Annotated in this window: 16 protein-coding genes and 1 riboswitch; of the genes, 7 read left to right on the forward strand and 9 right to left on the reverse strand. The window is 64.6% G+C overall.

Annotated features, from left to right (window positions below; genetic code table 11):
- Positions 1-20 precede the first annotated feature (20 nt).
- Positions 21-2,132, forward strand: coding sequence for a penicillin acylase family protein (locus N5P29_RS18420; protein ID WP_262276240.1), 2,112 nt, complete (start codon positions 21-23; stop codon positions 2,130-2,132).
- 33 nt (positions 2,133-2,165) lie between these two features.
- Positions 2,166-2,765 (forward strand): GNAT family N-acetyltransferase, encoded by a 600-nt coding sequence (locus tag N5P29_RS18425; RefSeq protein ID WP_262276241.1) that lies wholly within the window; start codon positions 2,166-2,168, stop codon positions 2,763-2,765.
- Here N5P29_RS18425 and N5P29_RS18430 read toward each other — a convergent pair.
- The 3 genes from N5P29_RS18430 to N5P29_RS18440 are packed head-to-tail and all read right to left on the reverse strand — an operon-like array spanning position 2,762 to position 5,729.
- Entirely contained in the window at positions 2,762-3,556 is a 795-nt protein-coding gene (locus tag N5P29_RS18430) for an energy-coupling factor transporter transmembrane component T family protein (protein WP_262276242.1), read from the reverse strand. The two genes, N5P29_RS18425 and N5P29_RS18430, sit on opposite strands and share 4 nt — an antisense overlap.
- Positions 3,553-5,109, reverse strand: coding sequence for an ABC transporter ATP-binding protein (locus N5P29_RS18435; RefSeq protein WP_262276243.1), 1,557 nt, complete (start codon positions 5,107-5,109; stop codon positions 3,553-3,555). The genes N5P29_RS18430 and N5P29_RS18435 overlap by 4 nt, the downstream gene beginning before the upstream one ends.
- Complete coding sequence (locus tag N5P29_RS18440) at positions 5,109-5,729, reverse strand: ECF transporter S component (protein ID WP_262276244.1); 621 nt, start codon at positions 5,727-5,729, stop codon at positions 5,109-5,111. Before N5P29_RS18440 ends, N5P29_RS18435 begins: the two co-directional genes overlap by 1 nt.
- Positions 5,730-5,805: 76 nt before the next feature.
- A riboswitch (TPP riboswitch) is annotated at positions 5,806-5,941 on the reverse strand.
- Between the two features lie 172 nt (positions 5,942-6,113).
- Here N5P29_RS18440 and N5P29_RS18445 point away from each other — a divergent pair.
- Together N5P29_RS18445 and N5P29_RS18450 are read left to right on the forward strand one after the other, a co-directional pair.
- Positions 6,114-6,803: an NUDIX hydrolase gene (locus tag N5P29_RS18445; RefSeq protein WP_262276245.1), complete on the forward strand. Its 690-nt coding sequence runs from the start codon at positions 6,114-6,116 to the stop codon at positions 6,801-6,803.
- Positions 6,804-6,828: 25 nt separating this feature from the next.
- Positions 6,829-7,089 carry a DUF4235 domain-containing protein gene (locus N5P29_RS18450; protein ID WP_262276246.1) on the forward strand — a complete coding sequence of 87 codons (261 nt, stop codon included), beginning with the start codon at positions 6,829-6,831 and terminating at the stop codon, positions 7,087-7,089.
- Between the two features lie 80 nt (positions 7,090-7,169).
- Here N5P29_RS18450 and mnhG read toward each other — a convergent pair whose 3' ends face one another.
- The 6 genes from mnhG to N5P29_RS18480 are packed head-to-tail and all read right to left on the reverse strand — an operon-like array spanning position 7,170 to position 13,490.
- Positions 7,170-7,559, reverse strand: a complete 390-nt coding sequence (gene mnhG / locus N5P29_RS18455; protein WP_262276247.1) for a monovalent cation/H(+) antiporter subunit G — start codon at positions 7,557-7,559, stop codon at positions 7,170-7,172.
- A complete protein-coding gene (locus tag N5P29_RS18460; RefSeq protein WP_262276248.1) occupies positions 7,549-7,827 on the reverse strand; it encodes an MrpF/PhaF family protein in 279 nt (92 codons plus the stop codon). The genes mnhG and N5P29_RS18460 overlap by 11 nt, the downstream gene beginning before the upstream one ends.
- Positions 7,824-8,390 carry a Na+/H+ antiporter subunit E gene (locus N5P29_RS18465; protein ID WP_262276249.1) on the reverse strand — a complete coding sequence of 189 codons (567 nt, stop codon included), beginning with the start codon at positions 8,388-8,390 and terminating at the stop codon, positions 7,824-7,826. The genes N5P29_RS18460 and N5P29_RS18465 overlap by 4 nt, the downstream gene beginning before the upstream one ends.
- Positions 8,387-9,955, reverse strand: a complete 1,569-nt coding sequence (locus tag N5P29_RS18470; RefSeq protein ID WP_262276250.1) for a Na+/H+ antiporter subunit D — start codon at positions 9,953-9,955, stop codon at positions 8,387-8,389. Before N5P29_RS18470 ends, N5P29_RS18465 begins: the two co-directional genes overlap by 4 nt.
- Entirely contained in the window at positions 9,952-10,452 is a 501-nt protein-coding gene (locus N5P29_RS18475) for a Na(+)/H(+) antiporter subunit C (protein ID WP_262276251.1), read from the reverse strand. Before N5P29_RS18475 ends, N5P29_RS18470 begins: the two co-directional genes overlap by 4 nt.
- Complete coding sequence (locus tag N5P29_RS18480) at positions 10,449-13,490, reverse strand: Na+/H+ antiporter subunit A (protein WP_262276252.1); 3,042 nt, start codon at positions 13,488-13,490, stop codon at positions 10,449-10,451. Before N5P29_RS18480 ends, N5P29_RS18475 begins: the two co-directional genes overlap by 4 nt.
- Positions 13,491-13,689: 199 nt before the next feature.
- Between N5P29_RS18480 and N5P29_RS18485 the strand changes: the two genes are divergently transcribed.
- The 3 genes from N5P29_RS18485 (at position 13,690) to N5P29_RS18495 (ending at position 16,846) form a co-directional block, all read left to right on the forward strand.
- Positions 13,690-15,093 carry an MFS transporter gene (locus N5P29_RS18485; protein ID WP_262276253.1) on the forward strand — a complete coding sequence of 468 codons (1,404 nt, stop codon included), beginning with the start codon at positions 13,690-13,692 and terminating at the stop codon, positions 15,091-15,093.
- Positions 15,094-15,158: 65 nt separating this feature from the next.
- On the forward strand, positions 15,159-15,641 hold the full coding sequence (locus N5P29_RS18490; RefSeq protein ID WP_018778177.1) for a cation:proton antiporter regulatory subunit: 483 nt from the start codon (positions 15,159-15,161) through the stop codon (positions 15,639-15,641).
- A gap of 5 nt (positions 15,642-15,646) precedes the next feature.
- Positions 15,647-16,846 (forward strand): cation:proton antiporter, encoded by a 1,200-nt coding sequence (locus N5P29_RS18495; protein ID WP_262276254.1) that lies wholly within the window; start codon positions 15,647-15,649, stop codon positions 16,844-16,846.
- Positions 16,847-16,879 lie beyond the last annotated feature (33 nt).

Genomic DNA, 16,879 nt, shown 5'->3' on the forward strand with positions numbered 1-16,879 from the left:
CCCGAAAGCAGCCAGAGAACATGACGCCACCCTCCGCCCCGGCAGGTGGTCCCGGAAGCTACCGGGACAACTGGGGCATTCCGCATCTGTGGGCTGAATCGGCGGATGAACTCGCCTTCCTTCAGGGGCGGAACGCGGCGACGGACCGCTCGTGGCAGATCGAGCTGGAACGCTGGCGATCAGAAGGCCGCACCGCCGAAGTGCTGGGCCCCGACGCCGTGGTCTGGGACCGCTTTGCCCGGCAGGCCCGGCTCAATGACACAGCACGCCGCTGCTTCGACAACCTCCCCCACCAGACCCAGCGCTGGTGTGCCCAGTACGTAGCCGGCATCAACCAGGCCCTCGACGACGGGCTTCGCCGCGGCCGGGAGTTCGACGAAGCCCGCTGCGCCCCCGAGCCGTGGCTACCGTGGACCCCGTTGGGTGTCTTCCTGGTGCACCACATCCTCTTCTCGACGTTCCCCAACAAGATGTTTCGGTCCCACGTCGCCCGGACCCTCGGTGAAAATGTCGTCGACCTGTTCAGCATCGAAGCCCCGGTCTGGTCCGGCAGCAACGCCTGGGCCGCCCACGGTTCCACGACGGCGAGCGGGCAGCCGTTGATCGCCGGAGATCCCCACCGCCTCATGGAACTGCCCGGCGTGTACCAGCAGGTGCGGCTAGCGTGCCCGGAATTCGACGTCGTGGGCTTCGCGTTCCCCGGCGTCCCGGGCTTGCCGCACTTCGCCCACACCGGCCACACTGCTTGGGCCGTCACCAACGCCATGGCCGATTACCAGGACCTCTACGTGGAGGAACTCCGCAGGATCCGGGACGCCGACGGCGAACACGTCGAGGCCCGCGGCCCGGAAGGCTGGGAAACCGCCGTCGTCAGTTCCGAAACCGTCAGGGTACGCGGCGGCGACGCCGTTACGGTCGAAATCATCGAGACTGCCCGCGGTCCAGTCATCTCTGAAACGCCCGACGGCGGCGCCCTGAGTTTGCGCTTCCCGGCGCGGGTTGAGGGGCGGCTGGGTTTCGAGGCGCTCCTGCCGCTGCTGCGGAGCCGGAGCGTCGCCGATGTCGAGGCTGCCTTCGATGCCTGGGTGGAGCCCGTCAACAGCGTGGTTGCCGCCGATTCGTCCGGTGCGGTACGGCATTTCGTGGCCGGGCTTGTTCCTCAGCGCAACCCTGCAAACCGCCGCTTGCCTGCACCCGCCCCATCGGGCCGCCACGCGTGGGAGGGGCACTATGCAGCGTTGCCCCGGACCGAGGTCCAGCGGTTTGCCGTGAGCGCGAACGACCGGGCAGCCGGCGGCGGGGAAGCCACCGCGATGGAGTTCGCGCCTGCCCACCGTGCCAGGCGCATCCGGCACTTGTTGGAGTCCGCGCCCGCGGGGACGTTGACAGTGGACGATATGCAGGCCATCCACACTGACACGCTGCTGGGCCCTTGGCCAGTATTCCGGAAGATTCTCAGCGGGCTGCACCCCGGCGCGCTCTCCCCGAAGGCAAAAGACGCGAGATCACAGCTGATGGCCTGGGATGGCCGGATGGACGCGGACAGCCACGAAGCGGCGCTCTTCGCAGCCTGGCGTGGTTCTTTGGTCCGTCGCTTCCACGGGCATGCGGCCCTGGCTCCGTTGAACACGCCCAGCGGATACTCCCCGTTGTTCGGGCCCTGGTTGTCTGTGGCATCGCGCATCGGCTTTGCACTGGAAACGCTGCTGGCCCGGGCCCAGGAACTGGGCATCGACGTGATGACGGAAGCCGTGACGGCGTTGGAGGACACAGCACTGGAAGAGGCCTTGCGGGATGGAGCTTCGTGGGGCGATCGACACAGGCTGTTGCCCGTCCACGTCCTGCCCGAGGCTCTTGCAGCAACGGTGCCCACGGTGGCCCTGGGTGGAGATACCGGTTGCGTGCTGAGCACCGAAAGCCTCCCCGGAGTGGAGGACCGAAGTTTCAGGGGTCCTGTGGCCCGCTATGTCTGGGACCTGGGCGATCGGGCCGGCAGCCGATGGATCGTGCCCTTCGGTGCCTCGGGAGCACCCGGCGACAGGCACTTCGCAGACCAGCTCCCGCTGTGGACCGACGGCCGGGTGGTCCGTGTGACCACCGACTGGTCCGTTCTGGCCAAAGACACCCACTGACACCGGCACCAGCCGCACCAACCGAAGGAAGCCATGACCACCACTGCCCAGGATTTTGCTGCCCGCACCACTGTCTACTCCGAGCGCCTGGACGGCTGGGGCTCGCTCAGGATCATTCCCCTCGTACCGGCCGAGGACATCGGCCTCATCCACGAATGGGTCTCGCAGCCCAGGGCCAGGTTCTGGGGAATGACAGAGAAATCCCGCGAGGAAGTACTGGAGATCTACGAATTCCTGGACTCCTTGGACACCCACCACGCGTTCCTGGTGATCCTCGATGGCGAACCTCTGGCACTGTTCCAGACCTATGAGCCGTTGCACGACCCTGTGGGAGAGGCCTATCCGGCCCGGGCCGAGGACATCGGAATGCACCTGCTGCTGGCACCGGCAACCCGGCCCATTCCGCACTTCACACCCCGCCTTGCAACCGCCCTCATCAGGTACATGTTCTCGCTCCCCGGCAAGGACCGGATCATCGTGGAGCCGGACTCACGCAACGCAAAAGCCCTGCGCCGGCTGGAAGCGACATGTTTCGAGCTGGGCCCCATCATCCAGCTGGAGGAAAAGGAAGCCCAGCTGGGGTTCCTCACGCGGGCCGATTTTGAGGATATCCAGGAGCTGCCGGCCCGCTAGCGCCAGACAAAACTCCACGTCCCTGCGCCCACGGCGGTGAGCACCGCGGCTGCGGCAACCAGCACGCCACCAAGGACCACCCACACGTCCAGGAGTGAATACGTGGATTCGCGCGCCCAGGTCCGTTGGCCGCCGCCGAAGCCACGCGCTTCCATGGTCACGGCCAACCTCGAAGCACGGCGGACAGCCTGGACCAGCAAACCGAAACTCTGCCCCAGCGTCGCCTTGAGCCTCTGCAACGGACTGCCCTGCGAGCCGACGCCGCGGGCGCGACGGGCCATTCCGATGGTCTGCCATTCCTCCGCCATGAGCCCCACCAGCCGCATGGCAGCAAGGGAACCAAGGACAAAGCGGTGCGGCAGCTTCGCTTTCTGGGCCAAGGCGTCGGCAAGGTCGGTCGGGTCTGTGCACGACATCAACAGGATCGCCGGGAGGGCGATCGCCAAACCGCGCAGCATGAAACCCAGCCCCAGCTGAAGGGAACCTTCGCTGATGGACCAGAGTCCGACGTCGAGCAGTACAGCGCCGCTGTCAGCGGCCACAATGGGGGTACTCCAGCCGCCGATGACCGCCGCGATGATCAACGGCCACGCGCGAAGCCACAACAGCCGCAGCGTGAGACCCGCCAACGGGAAGAGCGCCAGTTCCGCAACCAGCGCTGTGGATGCCGAAACCCAGTCGATGGACAGCGCCAGGACCAGCGAGATGAGGAAGACCGCCACGAACTTGGCCAAGGGGTTCGCGCGGGTCAGGAGTGCGTGGTTACCGCGCAGGTTCAATGCGTCCCTCATGCGGCGCCCGCTTCCTGATGCGCGGTTTCGCCCTGCGCTACCGGCCCCAGCCGCAGTTCCGTGCCGCCCAGGACCGCACTGAACTCCTGGTCGTGGGTCACCGACACGACGGCCGTCCCGGCATCGAGCAGCTCCGAAAGGAACGACGCCAGCTCAGCCCAGGTATTGGCGTCCTGGCCAAACGTGGGCTCATCCAGGACCAGCACCTTGGGGTGGGCCGCCAGCACGGTAGCTACCGAAAGCCTCCGCTTCTCCCCGCCGGACAAGGTGTAGGGATTCGCGTCCACCAAATGGCCCAGCCTCAACCGCTCCACGAGTTCGTCAACGCGCTCTTCCCCGTGGCCGAGGTGCTTGGGGCCGAACATGAGCTCGTCCAGGACTTTGCCGGTGACGAATTGGTGCTCCGGCTCCTGGAAAACTGTCCCGATTCGCGAGATCAGCTGATCGGCTTTCCACTTGTACGGGTCAATGCCCGCTCCCTCTGAAAGCTCGACGGCGGCACTCACGGTGCCGCCCACCGGCACCAGAAGGCCGGCCAACGTGAGCGCAAAGGTCGATTTGCCGGCACCGTTCGGCCCAGTAATGGTCAACGCCTGGCCTGCCCTGACCTGGGCGGTGATGTCTTTCTGCGCGGGAACGGGCGGTATGGTCCTGAAGCCCTTCCGCTTGGGCTTTTCCCGTGAAACGGCCAGGTCCTGGGCTGCGAGGAGCAGCTGGTTGGGGCCGTCCGCCTGGCTCCGCGCCCGCGTCGAAGGGACGTAACCCGGGACCCACACGCCGGCTGCCATCAGCATCGACCGTGCCTCGGCGAGAACCTGGTCCGGTGGTCCGTCCAGCAGCGTTCCACCACCGGCAGAACCGGGCTGCAGGACCACGATCCGGTCCACCAGGTCCTTCCATACGGACACCCTGTGTTCCACGACCACCAGCGTGGCGCCCGTCTTGTCCAGGCAGCGCCGCACTGCGTCCCGGACCTCCAGGACACCTGCGGGATCGAGGTTGGCCGTGGGTTCGTCAAGCAGGATCAGCCCGGGCCGCATCGCCAAAATGCCCGCCAGCGCAAGCCGCTGCTTCTGGCCTCCGGAAAGTGCCGCCGTCGGGTGGTCCAGCGCCAAACCGCCGCCCGCAGCGGTACGCAAGCCGACGTCGTCGAGCGCTTCATGCACGCGGGACCAAATCTCGTCCCGGGGCACGGCCAGGTTCTCCGCACCGAAGGCGACGTCGTCGCCCACGCGCGAGAGGATCACCTGGGTTTCGGGGTCCTGCTGCATCAGTCCCGCCCGGCCACGGGACTCGCGGGGCGCGACGCCGTCGATCAGCAGCGAGCCGGTCTCGTCCGAGTCGTCTTCCTCATCACCCAGCACCCCGGCCAGGGCGTGCAGGAGCGTGGACTTGCCGGCCCCCGAAGGACCCAGCAGCAGGACCCGCTCCCCCGGTTCAATCCGGAGGTCCAGGCCCTGGATGGCGGGGGTGGAACGGCCGGCATGCCGCCATCCCCACCCCGCGGCGGAAATGGCGGCAGGCATCATCGAACCGCTGTGTGTGGCGGGCATCAGCTGAAGACTGGCTCCGAAGCGGCCTTGCGCGAGGCGAAGGAGCTCAGGACGCCCGTCTTGGCCAAACCGCGGGTGGCCACCCAGGAAAGGGCCCCTGCGATGATGGCGCCGGAAAGCGTGCAGAATGCGATGTAGGTGAGCTTGTCGATGGCCTCATAGGCGATGTTCCAGCCCCACGGGAGGAAGGAGTCGTTGAGGCCGCAGAAGAGACCCGCGCCTGCGCCTGCGAGGAGCGAGGTGGGCAGGTTGAACTTCTTGTAGCGGAACGCAGCGAAGATGAGTTCGGCTCCCAAGCCCTGCAGGATGCCGGAGATGAGCACCGTGGTGCCGTACTGCGAACCCATGATGAGTTCGCCGGTGGCGGCCACAGCCTCGCAGAACAGGGCTGCGCCGGGCTTGCGGATGATGAGCATGCCCAGGACCGCGGGGATCATCCAGCCGCCGGCGATCAGGCCGGTCAGCGGTGGGTAGGCCGCGTTCATGGGGATGGATACCAGTGCGGCGCCCTGGGACCAGGCCCAGAAGATCACGCCGCCGGCGATGGCGATAAGGGCTGCCACCACGATATCTACAACACGCCAGTTATAACTGGTCTTCTTCACGTTTACCGTGGTCATTTTTCTGCCTCCTGAGGTTACAGGAGGGGAAAGTGCTCCCCGGCTTCCGGCCGGCGTGCGCCGTCCGGACCCGGACACTCTGAGAAGCTCGACTCCCTTGCGCCGGTACTAACCGGATCAGGTTCGAGGGTCTGCGGCTGTCCGCACTCTCAGCGCCCTCGCGTCTCCTGCGTGGTGCAGGATTCGACGGCGGCGCTCCCCTGTCGTTATCAAATCTGCCCTGATGGGCTGGTTCAGTTTACACCTTGGCGTGCTTGGGAGGCCGGGCCAGGCGGGGTAGGCAGGTCATATTCCGCCCTTGCCGTTGCGAGGCCCGCTCTGCGCCCCATTCCTCGCTCGTAGCACGCAGAGCAGGCCCAGCAACGCACCTGCAAGAATGACTTCATGACGGATGTTCCCGGTTCCAGCCTTCCCGACACCACGCCAGTGTCCGAGCCACGCCTCGCAGCCAGCGTGATCCTGCTCCGCGATGCCCCCTCCGGGCTTGAGGCGTTCGTCCAGCACCGGGTGAACACCATGGATTTCGCAGCGGGGATGGTGGTGTTCCCGGGCGGCCGGGTGGATGCCGCGGATCAAGCCGGATGGGATTACCCGGCGGAACTTCTCCACAGCCACGCTGCCGCTTGGGGGCAGAGTTCGATTTCCTCGGATCCAGCCCAGGCACAGAAGGCCGCGGGAGCTGTCCTGGCGGCAGCCATCCGCGAAGTCCAGGAAGAGGCGGGTCTTGCCATCGAGGCCGCAGCCCTGCGCCCGTGGGCCAACTGGATCACCCCCGTCGACATGCCCAAGCGTTTTGATACCTACTTCTACATCGCCAAGCCAGCACCGGAGGCACAGCCCCGGCACCAAACCACGGAGGCTTGGCAATCATTGTGGATGCCTGTCAGCGGGATCCTGGCTGCCGAAGCCGAAGGCAGGCTCAAGTTGATGCCGCCCACGTATTACCTGCTCAAGGAAATCACGGCCTTCGACTCCGTGGACGCCGTTTGGTCGGCCGAACACCCGGTGGTGCCTGTGCTGGCCCCGGTGGGATCCTTGACTGCGTTTCTCAAGGAACGGGAGAACCGCAGGTAGCCTGCCGTACAGCTAGGCTGGGGGCATGAACCTCTTTTTCAAGCTGTTGGGCGCCGGGATCAGCCTCGGCGCAGGCTTTGTCGGTACCAAACTCGTCAACAAAGGCTGGGAAAAGGCCACGGGAAGCAAGCCACCCACAGGCAACGACGACATGGAGACGAGCCTCCGCTCGGCCCTGACCTTCGCCCTTATTTCCGCCTTCGTGAGCACGGTCATCCAGGTCCTTGCCAGCCGGGGCACGCAACAGGCCATCGCCCGCTTCGCCAAGAGCGCCGACATCGTCTAAGCCCGCCTACAGAAGCAACGCGGGGTCACTTATGGCCCTTAAACCCCCTTGGGATGGGCCATAAGTGACCCCGCGTTGCTTTAAGGTTCCAGGGGCTCCCGGCCGGCGGCAGCCCTCTGGACCACGGCTTCGAGTTCGTCCTTGGTGAGCTTCTCGCGGTGTCCGTGCTTGGTCCGGTAGGCGGAGCGGCCCACCATGTGTGCCGAGACCGGTGCCGTGAGCAGCTGGAAGATCCACGCCACCACCAGGATCGGCCACACCCACCACGTGCGCATTTGCAGGCCGATGGCTGAGAGCATCAGGAACAGGCCAAGCACCTGCGGTTTGGTGGCTGCGTGCATGCGGCTCATCAGGTCCGGAAACCGCAGCAAGCCGATCGCCGCGCCAAGGGACATCAACGTGCCGACAATCAGGAACACCACGGTGACGGCATCGATGACGAGGTCCACTCCGGAGGCATCAGGATTCATTGCTCTGTTCCCTCCTCTCGGCCACAAAGCGGGCAACCGTCACCGAACCGATGAATCCGATGATCGCAAGGGCCACCAGCAACATCAGGTTGTTGAGGTGCCGGTTAACTGCCATGTCCACGGCAAGGGCTGCGCCCACGATGGCCAGCAGGACGTCGGAGGCAAGGACGCGGTCCAGCAAGGACGGGCCGATCGCGATGCGGATGATCGCGCCCGCAGCTGCGAGGCTGAGGATCACCGCCGTCGCCACCAAGACAAATTCCTTCACAGCGCTGCCCCTTCCAGGCCGGCACGAGGTTCCGCTTTGAGTGCCTCGACCTCTTCCCGCGTGCCCATGATGCGGATCAGCCCGGCCTCAATGTTCTGTGTTTCCTGGCGTATCTTGGCGATGTCCGCTTCCCCGTAAATGTTCATTGCGTGCAGGTACAGGGTGGACGTGGAACGGTCCACCTCCACCACAAGGGACCCGGGGATCAACGATATGACATGGCCCGTGGCAGTCACCATGAGATCCGAATGGCTCCGCAGGGGAACAGCGACGACGGCGCTGCGGACCTTGGGGCCCTTGACCACCGCCAGGTACAGGACCAGGAAGCTCGCTGCCACCACTTTCACAAGGAAGACCACGGCGAACGGAATGGCACGCAGGATGTTGAACCTGCCGCTGAGTTCAACAGGCGGAAGGTAGAAGAACTTGGCGACAAGTACGGCGATGAGGGCGCCGAAGAGCAGGTTTCCGGGACTGAAGTCGCGCCACAACGCACCCCAGACGATGACCAACCAGATGAGCAGCGGCAGCTCTGTGCGGAACGAGGTAGGTTTGCGGCTCATTTCGCACCACCGTTCTGAGGCAGGGGCGGTACCTCGACGGCGTCGCCCAGCACCGAATGGATGTAGGCCGAGCGATCCAGCATGATTTCCGCTGAACCGTCCGCAATCTGGAAGAGAGGGCCGGCGAAGACCGTCAATGCCACACCGAACACCACCAGCGCCGCCGTGGAACCCACCATGGTCCGCGGCAGGACTCCCACGTTACCGGGGGTCAGCAGCACTGGGTCCGGGTACTCGGCATCTTCGGGTTTGCGCCAGAAGGCCCTGTTCCAGACCCTTGCGATGGCCAGCAGTGTCAGCAGGCTTGTGACCACGCCGCCCACCACCAGCACGATCGCCAAGGGGGTTCCGAGCTCCACGCCCGCCTGCAGGAGGCCGAGCTTTCCAAGGAAGCCGGAGAACGGTGGAATACCTGCCAGGTTCATCGCCGGTACGAAGAACAGCAACGCCAGCAAGGGCGAGAGCTTGGACAGGCCACCCAGCCGGTCTATGGAGGAGCTGCCACCACGACGTTCGATCAGGCCCGTCACCAGGAACAGGCTGGTCTGTACGGTGATGTGGTGGGCCACGTAGAACACAGCCGCCCCCAGGCCGGACACGGAGCTGATGGCCAGCCCGAACACCATGTATCCGATATGGCTGACCAGGGTGAAGGACAGGAGACGTTTGATGTCACTCTGGGCCAGGGCACCCAATATGCCAACCACCATCGTCAGCAGCGCCACCACCATCAAGGGGACGTTGAGGGTGTCTCCAGGGAACAGCAGGGTCTCAGTCCGGACCATTGCGTAGACGCCCACTTTGGTCAGCAGGCCGGCGAACACGGCGGTAACGGGCGCCGGTGCCGTGGGGTAGGAGTCAGGAAGCCAGAACGACAAGGGGAAGACAGCCGCTTTGATGCCGAACGCCACCAACAGCATCACGTGCAAAAGGTTCTGCGTGCCCGGGTCCAGTTCAGCCAGCTTGACCGCCAGGTCCGCCATGGTGATGGTTCCGGTAGCCCCGTAAATCATGGCAATGGCAATCAGGAACAGGACGGACGACACCACTGAGACCACCACGTACGTGACGCCGGCCCGGATGCGCGGACCGGTGCCGCCCAGGGTCATGAGCACGTAGCTCGCGGTCAGCAGGATCTCGAAGCCGACGTAAAGGTTGAAGAGGTCACCGGTGAGGAAGGCATTGGACACGCCCGCCACCAGGATGAGGTACGTGGGGTGGAAGATCGAAACGGGCGCTTCCTGGTCGCCGTCGGCCATGCCCTGGCCCGTCGCGTAGATCAAAACCGCCAGGCTCACCACGGACGAAACCACCAGCATGAGTGAGGAGAACTGGTCCACGACCAGCACCACGCCCCATGGCGGCAGCCAGCCACCCAGGGTGACGGAGGTGGTACCGCCGCTCCAGACGGAGAACAGCAGCAGGCATTCCAACAGCAAGGTGCTGCTGAGGATGCCGATGCTGACTGCCCGCTGGGCGGTCTGGTGCCTGATCAGCAGGAACGCCAGCGCGGCGCCCAGGATGGGAAGAAGGACAGCCAGCGGTGACAGGTTTGCGAGATTCACGCGCTGCCTCCTTCCTGCGTCGTGGACGTGCTGGGGGTTTCTGTGGCTTCCGGGTGGAATCGGTCGGAGGTACTGGACGGGGTGACCGCGAACTCCGAGGTTTCCAATGGCACGATCGCGTCGTCCTCGGCGTCGAAGCTGGGGGTCTTTGCGACGCGGACGTCTTCGAGGTCGTCCTGGATCTCATCCTGGCGGGCAAGGACCCAGGTGCGGTAGATGATGCCGAGCATGAAAGCTGTCACCGCGAAGGAGATGACGATTGACGTCAGGATCAGCGCCTGCGGCAGGGGGTCATTGTAGGAATGCGGATCGGTTTCCTTGGCGAAGAAGGGAGCCAGCCCGGCGTACCCACCTGTGCTCAGAATAAGGATGTTCGTGGCGTTGGCCAGCAACATCAGCCCCAGCAGCACGCGTGTGAGGCTGCGTTCGAGGATGAGGTAGATGCCGCACGCGTACAGGACGCCCATGACGATCAGCAGGGTCAGGTTGATGCTCATGCGGTGCCCTTCCCGGAGGCGGCAGAGTCAGCAGCGGCTTCCGCCACTCCGGCAGGTTCAGCTTGCGCGTCCCGTTCGGCCTGTTCGGCGTCCTCTTCGGATACAAGCGGTGCGCTTTGACCTTCAAAATGCTCATCGATTTCCGCACCGAGACTGCGGAGGACGTCCAGCGCCAGCCCCACCACCACGATGTAGACGCCGATATCGAAAATAGTGGACGTGACGAATTTGACGTCTCCGAAGACAGGCAGCCAGAACTCGATTATGGCGCTCTGGAACACCTGTCCGCCAAGGAACAACGGAACGAAACCGGACGCTGCCGCCGTCGCAAGTCCTGTTCCCAGCAGTGTTCCGGCGCTGACCGTCGCGGCCTCGCTCAACTCAAACCGCCCGCCGGCAAGGTACCGGATGGTCAGGGCGAGTCCGGCCGTCAGGCCGCCCGCGAAGCCTCCACCGGGCAGGTTGTGGCCCGCAAGGAGGAGATAGATGGAGAAGACGATCAATGAGTGGAAGATGAGCCGGGTGACGACTTCGAAAATGATCGAACGCCGCTCCGGTGCCAAGGTGCGGCCAGCCACCAGCCAGGCGTCACGGGTGACTGCCGTGAACTTCCGGGCGACGGCCAGCGTCGCGCTCGTCCGGGAGTCAGGCTCGACGCCGGTGCGGCGGCCCACGCTGCCTTCCGGCACAGCTTCGGAGGTTTTGATGCGGTCGCCGCGGCTTCGAACGAAGATCAGGCTCGCCACGCCAGTGGCGGCGATGGCCAGCACGGAAATCTCGCCAAAAGTATCCCAGGCGCGGATATCCACCAGGGTCACGTTAACCACGTTCAGGCCTCCGCCGCCTTCGTAGGCGAGACGGGGGAAGTCGAGCGACACCGGGGTGGCCACACGTGCGCCCATGGCGTAGATCGCCACGAAGATCATGGTGATGCCGAACGCGGCGCCGATAATGACGCGGATGACCCTGAGCCGGCCGCCGGTCCTGTCCCGAAGCTCGGCGGGCAGGCTGCGCATGGCCAGGACAAAGGCCACCAGCACAATGGTTTCCACCAGCATCTGCGTCAGGGCCAGGTCCGGCGCACCCTGGAGCGCGAACATGAGGGCGATGCCGTACCCGGTGACAGACACCATCAGCACGGCAAGGAACCGCCTGTTGGCCCGGACGGCAGCCAGCGCTCCCACCACGATCCCCACGCCCAGCACCATCTGCAGCGGCGAGTTCGGATCGATGAAGTAGATCCCGTCGGGCAGCGGCTTGTTGGCCATGATCAGTGCGGCCAGGGGAACGGCGAAGGCGACAGTGAGGATCACAGCCAGGTAGAAGTACAGCGAACCCCTCTGGGTGCGGCCGGTGACCCAGACGGCCACATCGTCCAAGGCACCAATGGTGTTTTGGTACGCACGGTCCCCGTCGACCCAATCGGGAACCACGCCCTGGACCCGGGCAACGACGTTGCGGCCGAAGAACATCGCCGCTCCCAGCACGAACGTGACCGCCGTCAGGCCCAGAGCGGGCGTCAGGCCGTGCCACAGAGCCAAGTGTCCGGCGTCGACGGCGTCCGGTCCGGTGGCGAACAGCGCAGCGTAAGGCTGGATCCAGGTGTCCACCGGCGTGGGCCAGATTCCGTACACGATGCTGAGCAGGCTGAGGATCGCAGGGGCAGCAAGGAACGAGGGCTTGATGGGTTTGAACGGGGTAGGCTCCACGCCCGGCTTGACGGCGAACGCTCCCCACATGAAGCGGGCACTGTACGCGAAGGTCAGGATGGAGCCAATGACCAGGCCCATCAGGATCCAGATCCCCAGCGCGGCTTCGTCGCCTGTTCCGTAGTGGACGAAGGCCTCAAAGACCGACTCCTTGGCAACAAATCCCGCAAGGGGCGGCACACCGGCCATTGAAGCGGCAGCGATCGCCGCAACCACGCCCAGCGCCCGCGACGACCGGAAGACGCCCGAGAGCTTACGGATATCGCGCGTACCGGACTGGTGGTCGATGATGCCCACCACCAGGAACAGCGTGGCCTTGAACAAGCCGTGGGCCAGCAGCAAACCGAGGCCCGCCAAGGCGGCATCGGGCCGGCCCAGTCCCACCACCATGGTGAGGAAGCCGAGCTGGCTCACGGTGCCGTAAGCGAGGATGAGTTTGATATCCGTCTGCCGCAGCGCACGGTAGCCACCGATGATCATGGTGGCCAGGCCAAGCCCGAGGACCAACGGCAGCCAGAACTCCGAGGACGCGAAGCCCGGCGCCAGGCGGGCCACGATGTAGATGCCCGCCTTCACCATCGCGGCCGCGTGCAGGTAGGCGCTCACTGGAGTCGGCGCCGCCATGGCGCCCGGCAGCCAGAAGTGGAAGGGGACCAGCGCGGATTTGGTGATCGCACCTACCAGGACCAGCACGACGGCGGCATCCACCGCACCCTGCATGGGTCCGGTCATGAGGGCCCCGGCTTGGTCGAGGATGGCAGAAACGCGGTACGTCCCAGCGGCCTGGCCCAGGATGATCAAGCCCACGAGCATCGCCAAGCCACCCGCCGTGGTGACCATCAGTGCTTGCAGCGCAGACCGTCGCGCTGCCAAACGCGTGCGGGCATAACCGATCAGGAGGTACGACAGGATCGTGGTGAGCTCCCAGAAGATGAAGAGCATCAGGAGGTCATCGGAGGTGACCAAACCGAACATGGCACCTGCGAACGCCAGCAGCTGGGCGCCGAAGCCTCCCAGGCCGGAGTCTTTGTTCTTGAAGTACCTGGCGCAGTAGACGAGTACCAGGGAGCCCACTCCCAGGATGAGCAGCGACATGACCCAAGCAAGGGGGTCCATGCGGAACGCGAGTTCCAGATGCAAACTGGGAATCCAGGGCAGTACTTCTTGTATGCCCCCACCGGAATATACGGCGTTGTACTGAAGGACCAGCCAAATGAAGGCAGCCGCAGGAACAGCGGCCAGCGCGTAGAAAGCATTCCTCCGCAGCGAGCGGAAGATCAAGGGCGCCACAGTTGCCGCTGCAAAGGTGATGGCGAGAACTGTGATCACTGTTTTCTCCGCAAAGTCAGGAAAGAATTGTCAAAAGTTGGAGCAGGCGGTCATACGTTGGGTTCAGTTCGTACAGTTTATCAAGGGGGCACGACCCTTTTAGGCCACTTCCCTGTTGCGGCCGACCGACGACTCCTGTTGTCCACATAGCGGTCTGTCATCCACACGCAGTCCTTGCCGCCCCGATAGCATTCACACTATGAACGCGGCCGCAGTTCCCGAAGCCTCACACCCGACCTCCGAGCTTGCCTCCGGTCCAGTCACCTCAAAAAAAGGACAGATCCTTGCGTGGGCATCCTGGGATTGGGGATCGGCAGCCTTCAACGCCGTCATGACGACGTTCGTCTTTACTGTGTACCTCACGTCCAATGCTTTCGGCGGAGAGGACGCCGCCTCGGCCGCCTTGGGCGCCGCCCTTGCCATCGCGGGCCTGGCCATCGCCCTCCTGGCGCCGGTCACGGGCCAACGCTCCGATGCCGGCGGCCGGCGGAAGCTTTGGCTCGGCGTAAACACAGCCGCTACGGCACTGCTCACCGGTCTGTGCTTCTTCGTCTTTCCCCGGCCCGAGTTCCTGCTCCTCGGAGTCTGCCTGATCGCACTCGGCAATGTGTTTTTCGAGTTCGCCGGAGTGAACTACAACGCCATGCTGGCCCAGATCTCCACCCCCCGGAACATCGGCAAAATCAGCGGCTTCGGGTGGGGAATGGGCTACTTGGGCGGGATCGTGGCACTCCTGCTGGTTCTGCAGCTTTTTGTCCAGCCATCCTTCGACTGGTTCGGTGCCTCCACCCGGGATTCGCTCAATATACGGCTGGTCGCCGTCTTCTCGGCCCTGTGGTTCTTTATCTTTGCCCTCCCGGTGATGTTTGCCGTCCCTGAGGTCTCCGTGAAGAAGGACACTGCGGCCCTGGGATTTGTCGACTCCTACAGGCTGCTGATCCGCCGTATCGGGGCCATCTTCAGGACCAGCCCGCACACCATCTACTTCCTGCTGTCCAGCGCCATCTTCCGGGATGGCCTCGCCGCGGTCTTCACCTTTGGTGGCGTGATTGCCGCAGGGACCTTCGGCTTCGAGCTCAAGGAAGTCATCTTCTTCGCCATCTTCGGCAACGTAGTCGCCGCCGTTGGCGCAATCATCGGCGGCTTCCTGGACGACAGGATCGGACCCAAGGCCGTCATTGTCTTGTCTTTGATCGGTCTGCTGACCGCGGGAACCTTCATTCTGGTCCTGGGCAACGGAGACTACGTCTTCTTCGGCAATGCCTGGCCGGGAAGTTCAACCTTCTGGGTCTTCGGGCTTCTTCTGTGCTTGTTCGTCGGACCGGCACAGTCCTCCTCCAGGGCCTACCTCGCCAGGCTCGCACCGGCAGGTGAATCCGGGGAGTTGTTCGGTCTCTACGCCACCACCGGGCGGGCGGTCAGCTTCCTGGCACCCACCCTGTTCACGCTGTGCATCACCATCGCCTCTCCCCTCGTCGCTGCCGGGGAAGCACAGCGCTGGGGCATCCTGGGGATCATGGTGGTGCTCCTGGCGGGCCTGCTGGTGATCCTTCCCGTGAAGCCGCCGACCAAAGTGGAAATAGCCGTAGTACCAGAGCGTTAACTACATAGGACCTGTTGGACGTCGACAACGTACCGGACCGGTTCAACAGAGTTTAGGGTGGAGCTATGAACGTGGATGAGACCGAACTTCCGGGCCTTGGCATCCGGAAGGACTTCGTGACGGCCTCGGGCCGCCGTATCGGCGTAGTGGAACTGCGTGAGGGCGAAACGGAGCTTTTCGTCTCAACGTGGGATGACCCCGATACCTGCCAGGCCTCCATTCCGTTGACAGCGGACGAAGCATCGACCCTCGGGAATCTTCTCGGCGGCCAGCACATTGCCATGCGCCTGGCCGAAGCACACCGCGAGGTCCCGGGCATCGTCACGCGCCAGTTCTCCATTACCGCAGATTCCCCGTTCGTGAACCAGGCGATGGGGAAGGCCCAAATCCGAACACGCAGCGGTGTCTCCATCGTGGCGATCATGCGTGAAGGTGAGGTCGTCCCCTCGCCGGCACCCGACGTCGTTCTTCACACTGGCGATCTGCTCGTAGCGGTCGGCACCCAGGAAGGACTTGACTCGGCAGCCGACATCCTCCGCAACGGCTGACCGGAATGGATCCGCTCGCATTAGCCCTCGTTGAACTGGGGGCCGTCGTCTTCTGCCTCGGCCTCCTGGCTCGGTTAGCGGGCCGAATCGGCATGTCACCCATTCCCCTCTATCTTGTGGGTGGCTTGGCCTTCGGTGCAGGCGGGTTCGTCAAGCTGGACGGGATGCACGAGTTCTCGCACCTTTCCGGTGAAATCGGCGTCATCCTGCTGCTGCTTATGCTCGGATTGGAATATACGGCGTCGGAACTGGTCACGGGGCTTCGGCGCTCGTGGCAGGCCGGCGTCGTGGACTTTGTCCTGAACTTCCTGCCAGGCGCGGGGCTGGCCGTCCTGCTGGGTTGGGGGCTGGTCGGCGCGATCGTCATGGGTGGCGTTACCTACATCTCGTCATCGGGCATCGCTGCCAAGGTCATCACAGACCTTGGCCGGATCGGCAACCGTGAGACACCGGTGGTGCTGTCCATCCTGGTGTTCGAAGACCTGGCGATGGCCATCTACCTGCCCATCCTCACCGCCATCCTGGCGGGGGTAGGGTTCCTGGGCGGGCTGCAGACGGTGGGAATCGCCTTGGCCGTGGTCACGGTGGTGCTGGTCATTGCCCTCAAATACGGGCAGCGGGTCTCGCAAGCCATCCACAGCGAGAACTCCGAAGTCTTCCTGCTCAACGTGTTGGGCCTTGCACTGCTGGTGGCAGGAATTGCCTCGGCCCTGCAGGTTTCCGCCGCTGTGGGAGCGTTCATGTTGGGCATCGCCATTTCCGGCGCAACCGCCCACACCGCCACCCGGATCCTTGAACCGCTGCGGGATTTGTTCGCGGCTATCTTCTTCGTGGCTTTCGGACTCAACACCGACCCCACCTCGATCCCGCCTGTCCTGGGCTGGGCCCTTCTGCTGGCCCTGCTCACGGCAGCCACCAAGATGCTTACCGGAATCTGGGCCGCCAAGCGGGCGGGCATCGCCAAGCCCGGCCGGTTCCGCGCCGGGGCCGCGTTGATTGCCCGCGGGGAGTTCTCCATCGTCATCGCCGGTTTGGCAGTCGCTTCCGGAACTGTTCCCCACGAGCTCGCGGCGTTGGCCACTGCCTACGTTCTCATCATGGCCATCCTTGGCCCGTTGGCCGCGCGTTTCGTGGAGCCCGTGGTCAAGGCCCTCCGCAGGACTCCCAAGGCCCCGCCACGCACCCCGGACCGCGCTCCGGCGTAATACTTCCGCACGTGCCCGGCGATCGGCGAACTC

It is taken from the genome of Paenarthrobacter sp. JL.01a (genome assembly GCF_025452095.1).
GTDB lineage: Bacteria > Actinomycetota > Actinomycetes > Actinomycetales > Micrococcaceae > Arthrobacter.